The sequence below is a fragment of the Pseudarthrobacter sp. CC12 genome, from assembly GCF_039907755.1.
GTDB classification, from domain to species: domain Bacteria; phylum Actinomycetota; class Actinomycetes; order Actinomycetales; family Micrococcaceae; genus Arthrobacter; species Arthrobacter niigatensis.
The window spans coordinates 1-17,491 of record NZ_JARDJH010000005.1 but is presented as its reverse complement, the minus strand read 5'-3'; the positions used below and the strand labels follow the sequence as shown (position 1 = coordinate 17,491).

The following is a 17,491-nucleotide window of genomic DNA, read 5'->3' as shown; positions in this document are numbered from 1 at the left end:
AAGGCTGTCCTCCCGGTGCAACGGTGTACGTGGCGACTCATTCACTGGCTGGTCCCGAGATCAGGGTGCGCAGGTAGGGGGCGTCCCGGGCGTTTGGCCGGCCGCGCAGGTTGCCAGGGGCGAGATGGGCGTCGGTCCAGCCACGGGCGCGGACGACGTGGGGGCAGGGGTCGGTGCTGCGGTGGTGGGCGCAGGGCTGGGAGCGGTCGCGTAGACGACGGTGATCAGCGAACCCTTGGGCACCGTTCCGGTGGGGTTGAGTTCCAGCACCGTTCCGGGGGTCTCCGTGCTGCTCTCCTGCGGAACGACGGTCACCTGCAGCCCCATGCCTGCAAGCGCAGCCTGGACCTGCCGGTAGTCCTTGCCGAGGTACGCCGCCGGAATGACGTTGACGGTGGCCTGGGTGGGCTGCGTGGTGGGGGTTGGTGTTGGAGTGTTGCGCGTCGGCGTCGGTGTAGCCGACTGGGTGGTCCGCGTGGGGGTCGCGGACGACGGCGGTGCGCTGCTGGCAGTGGTGCTGGAGCTGGGGTTCCCGGCCGGCGAGAAGAGTCCTGCCTGGTTCAGGAGGAAGCCCACCAGGGCGAAGAGCAGCAACAGGATCAAGGCGACCAGAGGCCAGGTCCAGGGGCTGCGGCCCTTGCGCCGGGGCTCGTCGGAGGGCCCGTCGTCGTACGTTTCCTCCTCCTGGTCCCAGTTCCGCTCGGCAGCCAAGGCATTGGCGCGGGCCAGCGGGCCCTGCGCCCGCTCCCCGCCATCCGCGGATGCACCGTGGGCGCCGGCAGCCATGGCTGCGGCCGCACCTGCTGCGCCCGCACCCATCACCGGCAGTGCCGACGTGGCGGTGGGCGCAGAATCCCGCTGCGTGCCAATCACGCCGGTGGGGGCGGTGGCGGTGTCAACAGGAGCCGTGATGGGTCCCGTCGCAGCGTCGAAAAGCAGCATGCCGGGCACCGCGGCGCGGGCGGCACCGACGTCGCCGTTGCGGATGGCCTCCGCTGCTTCGGCGAGCTTGATGGCGTTCGCCGGCCGGTCCTTGGGGTCCTTGGCCAGCATGGACATCAGGAGCGCCCGGACCGGCGCGGGCAGGCTTTCAGGAAGCGGCGGCGGGGCGTCGTTCACCTGGGCCAGGGCAATGGCGATCTGGGATTCACCCGAGAACGGGCGGTGGCCGCTGAGGCACTCGTAGCCTATGACGCCGAGGGAGTAGATGTCCGAGGAACCGGTGGCGGTCTGTCCCGTTGCCTGCTCGGGCGCCAGGTACTGGGCGGTTCCCATGACCTGCCCGGTCTGGGTGAGCGGCACCTGGTCGGCGAGGCGGGCGATGCCGAAGTCGGTGACCTTGACCCTCCCGTCGGGGGTGATCAGGAGGTTGCCGGGCTTGACGTCGCGGTGGACCAGGCCCTGGGCGTGCGCGACGGCCAGGGCGCGGGCGGTCTGCGCGATGATCGACAACGTACGGTCCGGCGAAAGCACCTGTTCGTGTTCAATGATGCTGCTCAGCGGCTGGCCCGGGACCAGCTCCATGACCAGGTAGGCCGAGCCCTCCTCTTCGCCGTAGTCGAAGACGTTGGCAATGCCGACGTGGTTCAGCAGCGCGGTGTGGCGTGCCTCAGCGCGGAACCGCTGGAGGAAGCCGGGGTCACCGGTGTACTCCTCCTTCAGCACCTTAATGGCGACGATGCGGCCCAGGACGAGGTCTTTGGCCTTCCACACTTCCCCCATGCCACCGATCGCAATCCGCGTGGTCAGCTGGAATCTGCCGCCGAGGGTGATTCCCGTTGTAGGCCTCACTTATTCAACACCGCCTCAAAAATCTTCTTCGCGTTGGGACTGGTCAGCTTTGCTCCCGCGTAGATGTCTACGCCTTCCATGACGATCGTGACGCTGACCTTCGGGTTGTCAGCAGGGGCGAACCCGGTAAACCACGAATTGTTGGTTCCGTTTCCGAGTTCGGCGGTGCCGGTCTTGCCTGCGACCTGGACGCCCGGGACGGCGGCGCCCTTGGCAATCCCGTCAGTCACCACGCTGGTCATCCATTCGGTGATCTGCTTGGCGATTTCCGGGGTGGTGGACGTCCTGAGCTGCGAGGGCTGCGGCTCGTCAATGACGCGCAGGTCCGGGGACCGGAGGGTCTTGACGAGGCTTGGCGCCATCTGGGCGCCGCCGTTGGCGATGGCGTTCGTCATCATATTGACCTGCAGCGGCGTGACCCGGACATCCTTCTGGCCGATGGCGGACTGGGCGAGCCCGGGCTTGTCCAGGTTGTCAGGGAACCCGTTTCCCGCTGCATGCCCCAGCTTCAGCAGGCCTCCCACGTCTTCGCCGAACCCGAACTTCTTTGCCTGGGCGGCGATGGCGTCGCGGCCAAGGTCCAGGGCGATGCTGGCGAACGGCGTGTTGCAGGACTGCTGCAGGGCGAAGGCGAAGCTGGCGGTGTCCCTGGTGTAGCAGTTGCCCCCGGCGTAGTTGGGCAGCTTGTACTGGATGCCGTCAAAGGGCATCTCGGCAGGGTTCGGCAGGACGCTGTCCTTGTTGTACTTCCCCGACGCCAAGGCCGCGGCCGTATCCACGAGCTTGAAAACCGAACCCGGGGCGAGGAGTTCGCCGGTGGGACCACTGACGTTCTGGTTCAGGTTGATGCCAGGGACCTTGACCAACTCGTTGATGTTGGCCCGTTCCGCGGCTGCATCCTGCGTGGCCACCAGGTTCGGGTTGTAGGAAGGCTTGGACGCCATCGCCAGGATGGCACCGGTCTTGGGGTTGGTGACCACGATCGAACCGCGCTGGCCGTCAGGGATCAGGCTGTAGGCAAGCTGCTGGATCTGCGGATCGATGGTGAGTTCCACCGACGCGCCCTTGGGCTGGTTTCCCAGGAAGAGCTGGCCCACCCGGTCAAGGAAGAGCTGGTCGGAGTTCCCTGCCAGCTCGGCGCCCATGGTCTGCTCGAGGCCCGTGGCTCCGTAATTCTTCGAGAAGTAGCCGGTGATGCCGGCGTAGAGTTCCGGCTGCGGATAGGTCCGCTGGAATTTGCACGTCTCCGAACCGGTTTCCGCCGACTCAGCCACGGGAGTGCCGCCCACGATGATGGCACCGCGGTCGTTGCAGTAGTTCTGAAGGATGGCGCGCTGGTTCAGCGGATTGGTCTTGAGGTCGTCGGCGCCCACCACCTGCACATAACTGATGGCGCCGAAGAGCAGCGCAAACATGGCAACTGCCGCTACCCATGAGTGTCGAATTGCCTGGTTCATGCCTGCTTCACCGCCTCGGTTGGAGTGTCAATGCCGTTTGCCGCCGCCGCCCCGGCGGGTGGGAGCGGAGTTGTATCCACCGGCCCGCGGGCAGCGTGGGAAATCAACAGGAGCAGCCCCACGATGATCCAGTTGGCCAGGAGGGACGACCCGCCGGCCGCCAGGAACGGGGTGGTAAGCCCGGTCAGGGGAATGAGGCGCGTGACGCCGCCGATCACCACGAAGCACTGGAGGGCCACGGCGAGGGACAGGCCGCAGGCGAGCAGCTTTCCGAACGCGTCGCGGGTGCCCAGGGCTGCCCGGAAACCGCGCGTGACGAACAGCAGGTAGAGCAGCACGATGGCGAACAGCCCGATCAGTCCCAGCTCCTCGCCCAGCGAGGCGATGATCATGTCGCTGTTGGCGAACGGGACCAGGTCCGGACGGCCCTGGCCCAGGCCGGTACCCACCAGCCCGCCGTTGGCCATGCCGAACAGGCCCTCGATGACTTGCCGGCTGCCGTTCTCATAGACATCGGGGGAGAAGGCGTTGAGCCAGCCGTAGACGCGCTGCTGCACATGGGAAAAGACCTGTGCCGCCACGAAGCCGCCGCCCAGGATCAGCGCCAGTCCGATCACCACCCAGCTGATCCGGCTGGTGGCCACGTAGATCATCACGATGAACAGGCCGAAGAACAGCAAGGACGAGCCCAGGTCGCGCTGGAACACCAGCACACCGATACTGACCAGCCAGGCCGTGACCATGGGCCCCATGTCCTTGAACCGCGGGAACTGCATGGGGCCGATCTTGCGGCCCGCCAGCAGGATCAGGTCACGGTTGGACGAAAGATACCCGGCAAAGAATATAGCCAACGTAATCTTGGCGACCTCGCCCGGCTGGAACGTCATCGAGCCGAACCGGATCCACACCCGGGCGCCTAGGATTTCCCCGGCGCTGATTCCCGGGACAAGCGGCAGGATCAGCAAAAGAGCCGAAGCCGCCAGCGAAATGAAGGTGAACCGCCGGAGGATGCGGTGGTCCTTGAGGAAGAACACCACGGCGATGGCCACGGCCATGGCAATGAGGGTCCACCGGAGCTGGTTGTTCCCCGTGTCCTCGCCGGGAGCGTCCAGGCGGTGGATCATCGCCAGGCCCAAGCCGTTCAGTGCGATCACAATCGGGAGTATTACTGGATCGGCATATTTCGCCCGGAAACGCAGGACGCCGTGGAAAACGAGCGCGGCCACTGCCAGGAGGCTCGACTGGAACCAGAAGTCGGAGTCGAAGGCCTTTTCCTGGTCCACGCCTACCATCATGTTGGCGCCGATGCCGACGGCGAGGGCCACCAGCAGCAACGCCAGTTCGACGTTGCGGCGAGGCTTGGGCATGGTGCTTACCTGGCTCATTTGGCCGCCTCGCAGGTGATGGTCGGAGTGGGTGAGGGGGACGGGGCCGGCGGTGCAGGGGCAGGCGCGGACGCATCGGTTGCCGGCGGCGGGGCTGCCGCGGTGGCCGGAGGAGCGCTGCCCGGGGCCGGTGTCGGGGAAGCGGACACCTTGGGGCATTCCTCCTCGGGGGACGTGGTCCCGGTCAGCTCCAGGTTCTTGACGATGCGCTGTGCGTCGTACAGGTCATTGGCAGGGACCGTCTGGCGGACCCGCTGCTGCGAGAAGGGTGGAAGGGAATCCATCCGGATGTCCGTCACCGCTTCAAGGGAGGACAGCTGGATGGGACCCAGCCGCTGGGACACGCCGTTGTAGATGGCCACGCGGGAATCGAACTCGCCCACGTAGTACCGGGTCTGGGTCCAGGCGTAGCCGAGCCAGAGGCCGACTGCCACCACAACCAGTACGGCGGCCGCGATGGACCAGGTCAGCCAGCGGCGTGGACGCAGCGCCGGCAGCGCGTCCTCTCCGTCCGCCGGTTCCGCCTTGTGGGTGAGGAGCGTGGCGGCCCGGCGGGCCACGGTCCGGCCTGCCACCGTGGGGATGGAGCCGGACTCCGCGGCAGCAGCGGCGGCTCCCACCAGCTCGTGGGGGCGGGAGGCGAGTTCCTCCCGCAGGACCTCGGCAGAGAGGTGTTCACCAAGATGGGGGTCGGTGCTGCCGGACTCGGCCTGAGGGGCGTTGGCGGCGTTGCCATCTTGCGGTTCCTTGGCTGGCCCGGAGCCGGGAGTGGCATCCCCGGGTTTGGAGGCGTGGGTTTCCTTGGGCTCGTCCGCGGCGGCTGCCGTTGCAGCGGCGGGAACGCCCTCTGCCGCGGCAGCGGGCTTGCTGCCCTGGACCGGCGGGATGATTTCGACGGCGGCCGTGCTGACGTCGTCGGGCGTTTCCTCCACGATGTCCACCATGACCACGGTGACGTTGTCAGGGGAACCGGCCTCAAGGGTCAACTCAACAAGGGTTTCGGCGCATTCATGCAGGTTGTGGGTTTCGCGGACCGTCCGCTCCACGGCATGCGCGGCAACGTAGTTCAGGCCGTCGGAGCACAACAGCCAGCGGTCCCCGGGCCGGGCATCGAGGGTGTCCAGGTCCAGTTCGGGGCTGGCGTCGACATCGCCAAGGACGCGCATGAGGACGTTCTTGTGGGGGTGCGTTTCGGCTTCTTCAGGCCGCAGCCGGCCTTCGTCGATAAGCCGCTGGACGAAGGTGTGGTCCACGCTGACCTGCTTGAATTCACCGTCGCGGAGCCGGTAAGCGCGTGAATCGCCGATGTGGGCGAAGTGCAGCTTGCCGTTGGCCAGCAGGAGGGCGGTGACGGTGGTACCCATGCCCGCAAGCTTCGGGTTGATGTGCACCAGCTCGGAGAGGAGGGAATTGGCGGTCTGGATCTCGTCCGCCAGGACCGTTCCGGCATCGTCACCATGGTCCGGGCTGTCCAGGTGGATCATGTCCAGGACGGTTGCGGCCGAGGCGACGTCGCCGCCCGCATGTCCTCCCATGCCGTCCGCGACGACGGCAAGGTGCCGGCCGGCGTAGGCGGAGTCGTCATTCTTGGCACGTATCCGGCCAACATCCGACCGCGCGGCGAAGCGCATGATGAGAGGCCGCTGCGCCGGACTGGAGCCGGTTGCGGGGTTTTCGGGAACGGCCACGGTTACGGCCTCAATTCAATGACCGTCTTGCCGATCCTCACGGGTACCCCTGGCTCGACAGGCAGGGCACGGGTAAGTTGCTGGTCTCCCAGGTAGGTTCCGTTGGTGGAACCAAGATCCTCGATGAACCAGCGGCTTCCCTGTGGGAAGAGCCTGGCATGGCGGCCGGAGGCGTAATCGTCCTCGAGGACCAGGGTGGCTTCCTGCGCGCGTCCCAGCAGGATGGGGCTCGCTGCCAGTGGGAGGGTCCTGCCCTTGAGCGGTCCTTCCAGCACCACCAGCTGCCGGGCCTGCTGTTTCACGGGCTGGGGAGGCGTTTCGGCCAGTTCGGGGTTACGCCGGAGCTGGCGGGCTGTGGGTGCGCCAGCTGCAGCCTTGCGGCCCAGCATCAGGTCCCGGCGCATGGCGGAGACGATGCTGAAGATCAGGACCCAAAGGAGCAGCAGGAAACCGAACCGCAGCGCGGTGATGGTGAGGTCGCTCATGCGTGGCCACCCTGGTTGGCAGGAAGCAGGCGGAAGATGATCTTTGTCCGTCCCATCGTGATGGTGGAGCCGTCAGTGAGTTCGGTGCTTCCGGAGACCTTTTGGCCGTTGACATAGCTGCCGTTGGTGGACCCCAGGTCAACGGCGCTGGTGACTCCGTTCTCCGTGCGGATCTCCAGGTGGCGCCGCGAAACGCCCGTGTCTTCGATGAGGATGTCTGCCTCGGATGACCGGCCCAGGACGATGGACGGGGCGTTCAGCGAGTAGCGCTGCCCGTCAATATCCAGTACCGGCTGGAGCCTGACCGGCTGCCGGCTCGGAGCCGCCGGGACGTTGGGCCTGGACTGGGCGGCGCCGGAACCCTGGGACTTCTCTGTCGAGGAAGCGATTTCGAAGTCGCCGGCCCGGAGTTCCGCGTCGCGGCGGAACGAGATGCGGACGGGACCCTGGAGGGTGTAGCCCTGGCTGCGGACGTGGTTGATGACGACGTCGCAGAGTTCTTCGGCCAGGGGCGTGCCCCATTCCTGCGCCCTGCCGAAGTCCTCGTCACTGAGCTGGACGTCGAAGACATTGGGCACCAAAGTACGTCCGGCGGCCACGGTGAGGGCCTTGTGGTCCACCTCGCGGCGGAGCCGGCTGGCGATCTCCACCGGCTCGACCTGGGCTTTGGAACCGGTGGAGAAGACGCCGCGGACGGCCTTTTCAATGCCACGTTCAACCTTGTCCAGCAGGCCCATGGTGCTTCTCCTTTCCCCCCGGCTCCGGGGCAGTAGTTGTTGCCGGCCATACTCTGCGGGGCAGTCCACCGCTGCGCGGGGATGCCCGCCGGAAGTGGCCACTCCTACATCCGATACTAATGGCCAGCCCTGCGAATGACCTTAATCAACAACGGCCGGGCGCCGGCAAAAGTTCGGAAGGGTGGTTGTCCTTGGCGGCTGTGGGGCGGCCATCCCGGTGCGGTTGCCGTCCGGAAATTACCTGCTTCCACGCGTTTTAATTGCGGTCCAGGTGGCTTACGGGAGGGCGGCGTTCGGCCGATTGGTAATTTGCGGCATCTGTCCGTTATGCTTGATCTCGCTGCTTTTACGATGCACGGAACGGGAAACCGAAACGGCCGAGTGGAGGAATTTGCGCGCGAGTGGCGGAACGGCAGACGCGCTGGCTTCAGGTGCCAGTGTCCGAAAGGGCGTGGGGGTTCAAATCCCCCCTCGCGCACGCAATGGAAGAGCCCCGGTCTTAGGACCGGGGCTCTTCTGCGTTCCTGGCCAATCATGGGCTGGTTCGCGGATCCGTCCCTATAGAGACCGGATGCGCGAACCAGCCCTAGGAATCCGACGGCGAAGCGTCCTGCCGTCTGGACGGGCGTGCCGAAGCCTTGAACCGGCGTCGTGAGTTGGCCAGGTGGCTGCGCATCGCTGCCGCTGCGGCAGCTTCGTCGCCATCGGTGATCGCCTCAAGGATGGACCGGTGCTCCAGGACCACCTGGTCGAAATGGTCCCGGGCGTAATGCTCGACGCCGGTCATCAGGCGGGTCCGCGGCATGGCAATCATTGTTTGCCCCAGCGCAGCCAGGCAATCGGAGTAATACGGGTTGCCGGAGGCTGCCGCCACCGCCCGGTGGAATTCGAAATCCGATTTCATGGCATGGGCGGGGTGGCCTGCGCTTTCGGTGAAGGCCTCCAGCGCCGTGCCGACCGCCCGCAGCTGCCTGTCCGTACGGTTCCGGGCAGCCAGGGCGGCCGCTTCGGTCTCAACACCCATACGGAAAGCCAGCAGGTGCAGCCTGTCCTCCGTGGTGGCCACAGGCCGGACGCCTGGCACGGCCAACGGGCCGTCCGACGGCGGCGTGAGCGCGAAGCTGCCCCGTCCCCGTTCGGTTTCCACGAGACCTTCGGCCTGGAGGCGCGTCAGGGCTGCGCGGACTACCGTCCGGCTAACGCCGAACTCACTGATCAGGGTGTTTTCACTGGGCAGCTTCCCACCCGGCTGGATCACGCCGTCAACGATGCGGGTGCGAAGGTCAGCGGCGAGGTCCGCGGTGAGGTTCCGGCTCATGGCTCAAGGTTACGGCGTGGGGGCTAGGCGCCGAATTCCACGCTCTCAGTGGTCCAGGCACGGGCCTGCCCGCTGAGGGTGACGCCGAGGCCGGGGCGGTCCGGGACGATCATGCGCCCGTCCTTGGTTTCGAGGCGCTCGTTGAACAGCGGATCCAACCAGTCGAAGTGCTCCACCCACGGCTCGCGCGGATAGGCAGCAGCAAGGTGCAAATGGATTTCCATGGCGAAGTGCGGGGCCAGCCCCAGGCCGCGCTCATCCGCCAGGGCAGCAAGGCGGAGGAACTGGGTGATGCCGCCGACGCGGGGGGCATCCGGCTGGATGATGTCACAGCCGTTGGCGGCAATGAGGCCCTTGTGTTCGGCCACGGACGCGAGCATTTCGCCGGTGGCGATGGGAGTGTCCAGCACCTGTGCCAGGTGGGCATGGCCCTCAAAGTCGTAGGCGTCCAGGGGTTCCTCGATCCAGATGAGGTTGAACTCCTCGAGCCGGCGGCCCATGCGCAGGGCGGTGGCGCGGTCCCACTGCTGGTTGGCGTCCACCATCAGCGGGACATCCCAGCCGATGTGTTCCCGGATGCCGGCCACGCGGCGCAGGTCCTCGGCAGAATCGGGCAGGCCCACCTTGATTTTGATGCCGCCGATGCCTTGCTCGATGGACTGCGTGGCGCGTGCTTTGACCTCGTCCAGGGCGGCGTTCAGGAAACCGCCCGAGGTGTTGTAGGTCCGCACGGACTCCCGGTAGGAGCCGAGGAACTTTGCCAGCGGCAGGCCGGCGCGCCTCGCTTTGAGATCGTACAAAGCGATGTCGACGGCGGCGAGGGCCTGGGTGGCGACGCCTGAGCGTCCCACGGACGCGCCTGCCCAAAGCAGCTTGGTGTAGATCCTGGCGATGTCATTCGGGTCTTCCCCGATGAGGCCTTCGGCAACTTCCTTGGCATGCGCATACTGGGCCGGTCCGCCGGCCCGCTTGGAATAGCTGAAGCCAATCCCTGAATGGCCCAGTTCGCTGGTGATCTCGGCGAACAGGAAGACCACCTCAGTCATGGGCTTCTGCCGGCCGGTGAAGACCTTGGCGTCACTGATGGGAACGGCGAGGGGGAGTCGGGCGGTGGACAGCTTCACGTGCCGGATCAGGTCGACAGTGCTCATGGATTCTCCTAGTGGCGGCGCGGGGCTCCTTCGCCCACCAACAAAGGATACAAGTACATAACTTGTATTACAAGAAGTGCCGAATGGGCCAGGTCAGGCCTTCGGAGCCGTCCCACGCGACAGTCCAATGAGGATGAGCGCCGCGAAAGCCGCGACGGCGCAGATGCCGAACACGCCCTGGTATCCAAGGCCGAGGCCCGGGCCGGCCGCGATGATCACACCGGAGACAATCGCTCCGATGCGCCTGGTGTTGGTGAACAAACCGGACGCGAGCCCGGGCCCAGGGATAAGGTCCTGGAACAAGGTCAGTCCAATGCCTGCAACGGTTCCAAAGAACCAAGCGTTGAGCGGTTGGACGGCGATCAGCAGCACGGGTCCCGTCAATACGGTCATGGCAGCGTAATAGGCCACGCCGGCAACGCAGCCGGTCGCGAGGATTGCCTGGCTTGAGGACCGGCGGCTCAGCCTTCCGATAATCAGCAGTGCAGGAATCTCCAGCAGGGCGGAGATTCCCAGCGCGATGCCTGACCATATCAGCGGGAGCCCGAGGCGTTCGGTGACGAAGAGGCTCATGACCGATACCGCAGCACTGTTGGTCGCCTGCAGTGCCACGAAACCGCTGACAATGAGGACAACGGCCGTGCGGCTGACCGGTTGCCCGGTGGCGTGGAGCGTCGGATCCGGGTCCGGATCCATACTCTTTGCTGCGCGTCGCTTGGCGATCATGCCCGCGGTGGTGGCCATGTTGAGGAAGGCGATGACGGCCAGCACCGGAAGGATCGCACGGTTTCCCAGGGCGGCCATGATGAAGGTGGCCAGCGGCGGCCCCGCTACCCAGGCGAAGGACACGATGGCGCGCGTGTTGATCACCTCGGAAGGGGCAGCCTTGGCATGCTTCATATCGGCGAACAGGAGGGACACTCCGACGCCCGCGGGACCGCCGAGGACGACGAGGGCCACCACCGCAACCGGGAGGGCTGTGGTTATGGCGAGGGTTCCGGCGAGGGCCAGGGTAAGGGCTCCACACACCAGGAGGGGCCGGAGGTAGTCCTTCCTCCTGTCGGCCCACGACGGTATGCCCAGCGCCGCGACGAACCCACTGGCGTTGTACACGCCGAGGACCCATCCGACATCGGCCGGGCCGGCGTCGTACAAACCGACGAGCAACAGTGCGAGGACGGGGTTCAGCAGAGCGAATTGCAGGCCCCAGCACAGCGCGGCGGACGACGTCAGCAGCGGAGTGGCGGCGGCAGGCGCAGTGGATCCCACGCCCCGCTGCGCATGGGGCCCGGCCGGTTGGTCTTGTCCTGTCCGCACGTCTTCTCCTATTTTGGCGAAACGTTCCTTCGCCCCACGCCATAGTAGGAAGGTGCAGCCCCACGAGGGAGGGAATGCTGATACCTGCCTCGGCGCGCCAAATCGTGCATCTCAGCGGCGCAGCGCGGCCAGACCGGAGACCAGTGCGTCCAAGCCCAGTTGAAAGGCGGTATCCGCCTGCCGGCCATGGTCGCGGTGGCCGGCTTCGGGGTGGCTGGAGGACTCCCGGGGCGCCCCCGACGAGCTTTGGACGGCGGCAGTGAAGTACGGCGTGGAACCGGCCATAGACCCGGAATCGAAGATGTCCTCCGGGGCCGTAACGTCGTACGCAGAGCCGAAAATAAAGGACTCCAGCGCCACTATGGCAGGAATGATGCGCTCCTGCGGGAATCCGGCGTCCGAAAAACCCTTGCTGACGGTCTCGTACATGGCGAGGGTCTGCGGGGCGTCTGTTACCGGCAGCACTGCAATGACCGGAATGAGCGGAGTGTGTTCGGCGAAGACGTCCCGATAGCTCCATGCCCAGCTATGAACGGCATCTTCCCAGCTGCCGCCCTCAAAGCCTGAGACGTCCACCAGCGACATCAGGTGATCCTCCACCAACAGCAGCACGTCCTGTTTGGATGCCACGTGGTTGTAGAGGGCGGAGGGTGCCACATCCAGCACCCTGGCGAGGGCGGCCATGGTCAGTCCGTCGTATCCCTTGCGTCCGACCAGCTCCAGCGCGGCCGTTGTGATCCCCGCCTTGTCCAGCACTGCCGCCGAGGGCCGGCCTGCCCGCCTCCTCGGCGCTCCGCCATTGCTGGTGGAGCGCCCCTGTGCGGCTGATACTGCCGGCATTCCTGCCCTTTCCGTCGTCGTCCCCTGCATTATTCCATTCAGCACTTCCCCTGCCGGCAGGCACGGGCTATAGTTCCTACTAAATGAATGGCATTCATTTAGTGGTCCCCGTCACCTGGGGCCGCAGAGAGGACATCATGCTGAACCTGAACCGCGACGTTGTGGTCGTTGGAGCCGGGCCGTCCGGACTCACCGCCGCCCGCGAACTGAAGAAGGCCGGACTCACGGTCGCCGTGCTTGAGGCCCGCGACAGGGTGGGCGGCCGCACCTGGACCGACACCGTGAACGGAGCCATGCTCGAGATCGGCGGCCAGTGGGTCTCCCCGGACCAGACCGCCCTCCTGGAACTGCTCCAGGAACTGGGCCTGGAGACCTACCCGCGCTACCGCGAAGGCGAATCCATCTACATCGGCGCGGACGGCACACCCGTGCGCTACACGGGTGACACCTTTCCCGTGGACCCGGACACCGCCGTCGAAATGGACCGGCTGGTGGCACTGCTGGATGGCCTCGCCGCGGAGGTTGGACCCACGCAACCCTGGGCCCACCCCAAGGCGCGTGAACTGGACACGATCTCCTTCCATCACTGGCTCCGCCAGAACTCGGCCAACGAGGAAGCCTGCAGGAACATTGGCCTGTTCATCGCCGGCGGAATGCTCACCAAGCCGGCACACTCCTTCTCTGCCCTGCAGGCGGTCCTGATGGCCGCTTCGGCTGGCTCCTTCACCCACCTGACTGACGAGGATTTCATCCTGGACCGCCGCGTCGTTGGTGGGATGCAGCAGGTGTCCCTGTTGCAGGCGCAGGAACTGGGTGACGACGTCGTCCTCAGTTCGCCGGTCCGCACCATCAACTGGGAGCCGGATGCGGACGGCGGCCACCGCGCCACCGTCGAATCGGACCGTGCCACGGTCAACGCCCGCTTCGTCATCATGGCCGTGCCGCCCAACCTTTACTCCCGCGTCTCCTTCAATCCGCCGCTGCCGCGCCGGCAGCACCAAATGCACCAGCACCAGTCCCTGGGCCTGGTCATCAAGGTGCACGCCGTCTACGGCACTCCGTTCTGGCGGGAAAAGGGACTCTCCGGCACCGGCTTCGGCGCGGATGCCCTGGTCCAGGAGGTGTACGACAATACGAACTTCGATGACCCGCGGGGCACCCTGGTGGGCTTCGTGTCCGATGAAAAGGCCGATGCCGTTTTCGAGTTGAGCGCAGAGGACCGCAGGAAGGCCATCCTGGAATCCATTGCGGGCTACCTGGGCGAGGAGGCCCTCACTCCTGACGTCTATTACGAGTCCGACTGGGGCTCCGAGGAATGGACCCGTGGCGCCTACGCCGCCAGCTATGACCTTGGAGGCCTCCACCGCTACGGCAGGGACCAGCATGCCCCGGTCGGCCCGATCTACTGGTCCTCGTCGGACCTTGCGGCGGAAGGCTACCAGCACGTGGACGGCGCCATCCGCATGGGCCGCATCACGGCCGCGCGCATCGCCGAGGTGGCCAAAGTTCCGGTGGCAGCCGGCTGGTAAATAAGCATGCTTACTAATAGGCTGGCGGCGGGGACTTTCCCCTACTTTCGACGAACGAGGTGAGGCATGACTGACGCGCAGAGCATCAGCAAGGTTACTGAGATCATCAACGATTCCAAGATCGGTATGGTCACCACCATCAACGAAGAAGGCGCCCTCGTCAGCCGCCCGCTGGCCGTCCAGGAGGTTAAGGACGACGGCGACATGTGGTTCTTCACCGGGCTCGGCACCTCGCAGGTTGCCCATGTCCGGGCTGATCCCCGCGTCAACGTCGCCTTCGGCAAGAACACCGAATGGGTTTCCGTTGCAGGGACCGCCGAGGTGGTCACCGACCGCGCCAAGATCCACGAGATGTGGAACCAGGTTGTCGAAGCATGGTTCCCGGACGGTCCGGACACCCCCGAGGTCTGCCTCCTCCGGGTGGACTCGGATTCGGCGGAGTACTGGACCAGTCCGGGCGGCACTGCCGCAACGGTCCTGCAGTGGGTCAAGTCCAAGGTGACGAACAGCCGCATGAGCGTTGGCGAAAGCGGCACCGTGGAGCTGTAACGCCGGCTTTGGGCGGGGCGGGGCGGCTACTGCTGCTCCGCCCTTTTCAATGCCTTTAGGACGGCCGGCAGCAGCACGTCATTGCGTCCCCACACGGGATCCAGGATCTCCACGTACCAGGAATCAGCGAGCAGGAGGGCCAGCGAATCGTTGGTCTCCCCGGCCCAATCCTGGATCTGCCCGTCCGTCACGGGATTCTCGCTGGAGCCCAGCACCGTGGCGATCTCCGTTCCCGCAACGGTCACCGCAATGGCGGCGCTGCTTGCTTCGCCAGGGGCGTGGGCAACGGTGACCAGTTCAGTCCGGGTGGACAGCGCCAGCAAGCCGCGCGCGGTTTGGGCGCCGCAGAATCCGGTCACGTACTGGCGCTGCGCGGCACCATCGCCAAGGATGCCCGGCTGGGACTCCTTGGTGAACAGCCCGTTGCGGTTCAGCTCCGCCAGCGCAGCGGCGATGGGTTTGGTCTCTGCGTCAAAGACTGCGGCGAAATGTCCAGGCTGGTATGAACTTCCACCTTCCAGCCACCGGGCCGTCAGCTCACCGGCAGCCTCCAGCGTGGTGGCTTGGCGCCAGACTCCCCGGTCTTCCAGGAGCCGGCCGTACTGGTCATGGGCAGGCAGTTCCTCAGGCTTCATCCTGGGATGCTATCGCCGGGCCTCGGAAGCAATCCAACCCCTTCGACACAGCAGTTAACGTCAGCCGGCCCGCTCGGCCGGCAGGGCTGCAGGAATTCCGGCCGCCCGCTCGGCCGCTGCCAGCGAGGCGGCCAGGCTTCCGACGGCGGCCGGGTAGCCCGTGTGCGAGGCTGTCCGCAGCTGGTCCGCGGTCCGCATGGCCTTGATCAGTGCGGACGTTTCCGGCAGCCGCACGTCGGTCAGGGCCGGATAGTCGATGCTAAAGCCGGGATCCAGTTCGTAACGCTGCCACCGGTGCATCAGCTCCTCATGCTGGATCCGGGCCGCTTGATGGGCGGAGAGCCGCTCCCTGTGTTCCCGTCGGCCGGCGCGCCACGCCAGGATCCGGGGGCTGCCCCGGTATGCGGCGATGCCGGAGGCGGCCGCTGCCGCGGCCAGAACCAATCCCGCCCATGGCGACACCAGGGCCGGGATCACGAGCGCAGGAAGGGCAACGGAGGACCCGAGGAAAAGGTCCCAAAACAGCTGGTCGGGCGCCTGCGCTGCGTCGCTTGCAGGCGCCAGGGACCGGCGTCGTACAACGAACACGGTGGCTGCGACGGTGGCAACCAGCACCGGACCGCACAGCAGGACCGCCCATGCACCGTGAAGCAGTCCCTGGTTCAGGGACTCCGCCAAGATCGACATCCTGTACCTCCCGCGCCCGCCATTCCCCACTAAGCCATGGCCCCGGCCGGAAAGCCCGGGCTGGTCTTTCCATTGGACCGTCTTCCGGGCACAGCGTCAATGGCTGCGAAAGGGGGGGCGCACAGCCTGGGAGTCACGGCGATGGGCGGTACCGTGGGACCATGCGACTCAAAATGTGCAGCATCCACGTCCAGGACCCCGCGGCCGCCCATGCCTTTTACACCGGCACACTCGGCTTCGACACCCTGATGGCCATGCCGGAGTACAACCTGTACATCATCAAGGATCCGGGGGCGGGGGACAGCTCGGTGGGACTGCTCCTGGAACCCAGCGACAACCCCATTGGCGCCAGTTACATGAACGCCGTCCGCGAGGCCGGCCTTCCTGCCATCGTGTTCGGCGTCCCCGATGTCCAGGCGGAGTATGACCGGCTGATGGCCGCCGGGGTGAGTTTCAAGACGCCGCCCACCACTGATTCATTCGGGACCAGCGCCGTGTTCGACGACGGCTGCGGCAACTACGTCCAAATCCACCAGGACTAAGGCGCTGGCAATCAGGCCTGGGCGCGGTCCTTCTTGGCCTGCTTCTTCGCGGCCTCGTCCTTGACCCGCTGGGCCTCGGCGCGGACGGCCGCGTGCGTGGCGCGTTCGGTGACGAGCCACTGCGGGGGCGCCTGCAGCAGCGCGGTGATCTCCGCCGTCGTGAGCGCTTCCTCCACGCCGCCGCGGGCCAGGCCGCTGATGGAAACGTTCAGCTTCTGCGCCACCACCGGGCGGGGGTGCGGCCCGTTGCGGCGGAGTTCGGCAAGCCATTCCGGCGGGTTGGCCTGGAGTTCGGCAAATTCCTCGCGGGTAATCGATGAATCCTGGAACTCCTGCGGGGTGGCCGGCAGGTAGATGCCAAGTTTCTTGGCAACGGTGGCCGGCTTCATGGACTGGGAGTTTGCAGAGGTCATGCTTCAAGGGTATCCGGGCGGCGGGTACTGTGAAGACGTGCCCGCCGACAATACCCCCACGCCCGATGGCCAGCCCACCCCTGAGGATGCGGCCCAGCGCGTGTTGCGCATCGCGTACGTGGCAGGGGTGACGCCGGGCAAGTGGATCCGCCGCTGGGAAGAGCGGATGCCGGATATTCCCCTTGAAGCATTCATGGTTGACCACCGCGTGCAGCGTGACGTGCTGGACGACGGCAGGGCGCACATGGCCTTCGTCCGTCTTCCCATTGAGCGCGAAGGCCTCAGCGTTATCCCGCTGTACGAGGAGCAGCCCGTGGTGGTTGCCCCGAAAGGCCATGAGATCTCGGTGTTCGAGGAAGTGGCGCTTGCCGACCTCGCACAGGAATCCTTCCTTGATCCTGCAACCCTGGGCGGACCGGATCCGGCCCTCCAGGTGGTGGCCTCCGGAGCCGGCCTGGTGATCCTTCCGATGTCAGTGGCACGGCACTTCAACGTCAAAGACACGGTGGCGCGCAGGCTTACAGGGGCGGGGGGGACCGAAATCGCCCTGGCCTGGCCTGCGGAGGCCACGGACGACGTGCTGGAGGAGTTCATTGGCGTGGTCCGCGGCCGCACCGCGCAGAGCTCCCGCCAGCCCTCCGCGCAGCCGCAGAAGGTGAAGAAGGAACCCAAGCCGGACCGCCGTGGCACCGGCACCAAGAAAGCGCCCAAGGTGGCACAGCGCTATGCCCCCAACCCGGATAAGGGCCGCGGCAAGGGGTCCCGCAAGAAGGGCAAGCGCTAGCCTCCCCTAAGAGCCCCCGGGCCGTTGGTGATGGCCCGAACGACGGCAAAGCCGGCCCCGCATCATGCAGAACCGGCTTCGCTGTAGTCCGTTTTACGCTGGCGGACTAGGTGTTTTGGATGTTGTCTTTGGCGTCTGTGGCGCGGTCTTTGACGTCGGTGGCGGCGTTTTGGCCTTCGGTTT

At 66.2% G+C, this 17,491-nt stretch carries 17 protein-coding genes and 1 tRNA gene; 5 read left to right on the top strand and 13 right to left on the bottom strand.

Annotated features, from left to right (window positions below; translation table 11 throughout):
• Positions 1–60 precede the first annotated feature (60 nt).
• The 6 genes from PV772_RS05670 to PV772_RS05645 are packed head-to-tail and all read right to left on the bottom strand — an operon-like array spanning position 61 to position 7,543.
• A complete protein-coding gene (locus PV772_RS05670; RefSeq protein WP_347885596.1) occupies positions 61–1,791 on the bottom strand; it encodes a protein kinase in 1,731 nt (576 codons plus the stop codon).
• On the bottom strand, positions 1,788–3,248 hold the full coding sequence (locus PV772_RS05665; RefSeq protein ID WP_141158783.1) for a penicillin-binding protein 2: 1,461 nt from the start codon (positions 3,246–3,248) through the stop codon (positions 1,788–1,790). The genes PV772_RS05670 and PV772_RS05665 overlap by 4 nt, the downstream gene beginning before the upstream one ends.
• Entirely contained in the window at positions 3,245–4,633 is a 1,389-nt protein-coding gene (locus PV772_RS05660; RefSeq protein WP_141158782.1) for an FtsW/RodA/SpoVE family cell cycle protein, read from the bottom strand. Before PV772_RS05660 ends, PV772_RS05665 begins: the two co-directional genes overlap by 4 nt.
• Positions 4,630–6,321: a PP2C family serine/threonine-protein phosphatase gene (locus PV772_RS05655; protein ID WP_347885595.1), complete on the bottom strand. Its 1,692-nt coding sequence runs from the start codon at positions 6,319–6,321 to the stop codon at positions 4,630–4,632. The genes PV772_RS05660 and PV772_RS05655 overlap by 4 nt, the downstream gene beginning before the upstream one ends.
• Before the next feature lie 2 nt (positions 6,322–6,323).
• Positions 6,324–6,806: an FHA domain-containing protein gene (locus PV772_RS05650; protein WP_141158780.1), complete on the bottom strand. Its 483-nt coding sequence runs from the start codon at positions 6,804–6,806 to the stop codon at positions 6,324–6,326.
• Positions 6,803–7,543 carry a DUF3662 and FHA domain-containing protein gene (locus tag PV772_RS05645; protein WP_347885594.1) on the bottom strand — a complete coding sequence of 247 codons (741 nt, stop codon included), beginning with the start codon at positions 7,541–7,543 and terminating at the stop codon, positions 6,803–6,805. The genes PV772_RS05650 and PV772_RS05645 overlap by 4 nt, the downstream gene beginning before the upstream one ends.
• A 395-nt stretch (positions 7,544–7,938) precedes the next feature.
• On the opposite strand from PV772_RS05645, the gene PV772_RS05640 reads away from it, so the two are divergent.
• Positions 7,939–8,021: transfer RNA gene (locus PV772_RS05640), tRNA-Leu, on the top strand.
• Positions 8,022–8,129: 108 nt separating this feature from the next.
• On the opposite strand, the gene PV772_RS05635 is transcribed toward PV772_RS05640, so the two are convergent.
• From PV772_RS05635 to PV772_RS05620, 4 genes are all read right to left on the bottom strand, one after another.
• The gene (locus tag PV772_RS05635) at positions 8,130–8,861 is read right to left on the bottom strand and encodes a FadR/GntR family transcriptional regulator (protein ID WP_347885593.1); all 732 of its coding nucleotides are present in this window, start codon (positions 8,859–8,861) and stop codon (positions 8,130–8,132) included.
• Positions 8,862–8,884: 23 nt separating this feature from the next.
• Complete coding sequence (locus tag PV772_RS05630; protein ID WP_347885592.1) at positions 8,885–10,012, bottom strand: mandelate racemase/muconate lactonizing enzyme family protein; 1,128 nt, start codon at positions 10,010–10,012, stop codon at positions 8,885–8,887.
• Between the two features lie 93 nt (positions 10,013–10,105).
• The gene (locus PV772_RS05625; protein WP_347885591.1) at positions 10,106–11,329 is read right to left on the bottom strand and encodes an MFS transporter; all 1,224 of its coding nucleotides are present in this window, start codon (positions 11,327–11,329) and stop codon (positions 10,106–10,108) included.
• A 111-nt stretch (positions 11,330–11,440) separates the two neighbouring features.
• Entirely contained in the window at positions 11,441–12,169 is a 729-nt protein-coding gene (locus PV772_RS05620) for a TetR/AcrR family transcriptional regulator C-terminal domain-containing protein (protein WP_347885590.1), read from the bottom strand.
• A 137-nt stretch (positions 12,170–12,306) separates the two neighbouring features.
• Here PV772_RS05620 and PV772_RS05615 point away from each other — a divergent pair, with 137 nt between their 5' ends.
• Positions 12,307–13,698 (top strand): NAD(P)/FAD-dependent oxidoreductase, encoded by a 1,392-nt coding sequence (locus tag PV772_RS05615; RefSeq protein ID WP_347885702.1) that lies wholly within the window; start codon positions 12,307–12,309, stop codon positions 13,696–13,698.
• Positions 13,699–13,764: 66 nt separating this feature from the next.
• Entirely contained in the window at positions 13,765–14,247 is a 483-nt protein-coding gene (locus PV772_RS05610; RefSeq protein ID WP_141158775.1) for a pyridoxamine 5'-phosphate oxidase family protein, read from the top strand.
• Positions 14,248–14,273: 26 nt separating this feature from the next.
• Here the strand turns inward: PV772_RS05610 and PV772_RS05605 are convergent, their stop codons facing one another.
• Together PV772_RS05605 and PV772_RS05600 are read right to left on the bottom strand one after the other, a co-directional pair.
• Complete coding sequence (locus tag PV772_RS05605; RefSeq protein WP_347885589.1) at positions 14,274–14,882, bottom strand: hypothetical protein; 609 nt, start codon at positions 14,880–14,882, stop codon at positions 14,274–14,276.
• 60 nt (positions 14,883–14,942) lie between these two features.
• Complete coding sequence (locus tag PV772_RS05600) at positions 14,943–15,569, bottom strand: hypothetical protein (protein WP_347885588.1); 627 nt, start codon at positions 15,567–15,569, stop codon at positions 14,943–14,945.
• Positions 15,570–15,730: 161 nt separating this feature from the next.
• Here PV772_RS05600 and PV772_RS05595 point away from each other — a divergent pair, with 161 nt between their 5' ends.
• The gene (locus tag PV772_RS05595; RefSeq protein WP_141158772.1) at positions 15,731–16,111 is read left to right on the top strand and encodes a VOC family protein; all 381 of its coding nucleotides are present in this window, start codon (positions 15,731–15,733) and stop codon (positions 16,109–16,111) included.
• A gap of 11 nt (positions 16,112–16,122) precedes the next feature.
• Here PV772_RS05595 and PV772_RS05590 read toward each other — a convergent pair whose 3' ends face one another.
• Positions 16,123–16,524 (bottom strand): DUF5997 family protein, encoded by a 402-nt coding sequence (locus PV772_RS05590; protein ID WP_141158771.1) that lies wholly within the window; start codon positions 16,522–16,524, stop codon positions 16,123–16,125.
• Here PV772_RS05590 and PV772_RS05585 point away from each other — a divergent pair.
• Positions 16,487–17,308, top strand: coding sequence for a LysR family substrate-binding domain-containing protein (locus tag PV772_RS05585; protein ID WP_347885587.1), 822 nt, complete (start codon positions 16,487–16,489; stop codon positions 17,306–17,308). The genes PV772_RS05590 and PV772_RS05585 overlap by 38 nt on opposite strands.
• The last annotated feature ends 183 nt before the right edge of the window (positions 17,309–17,491 follow it).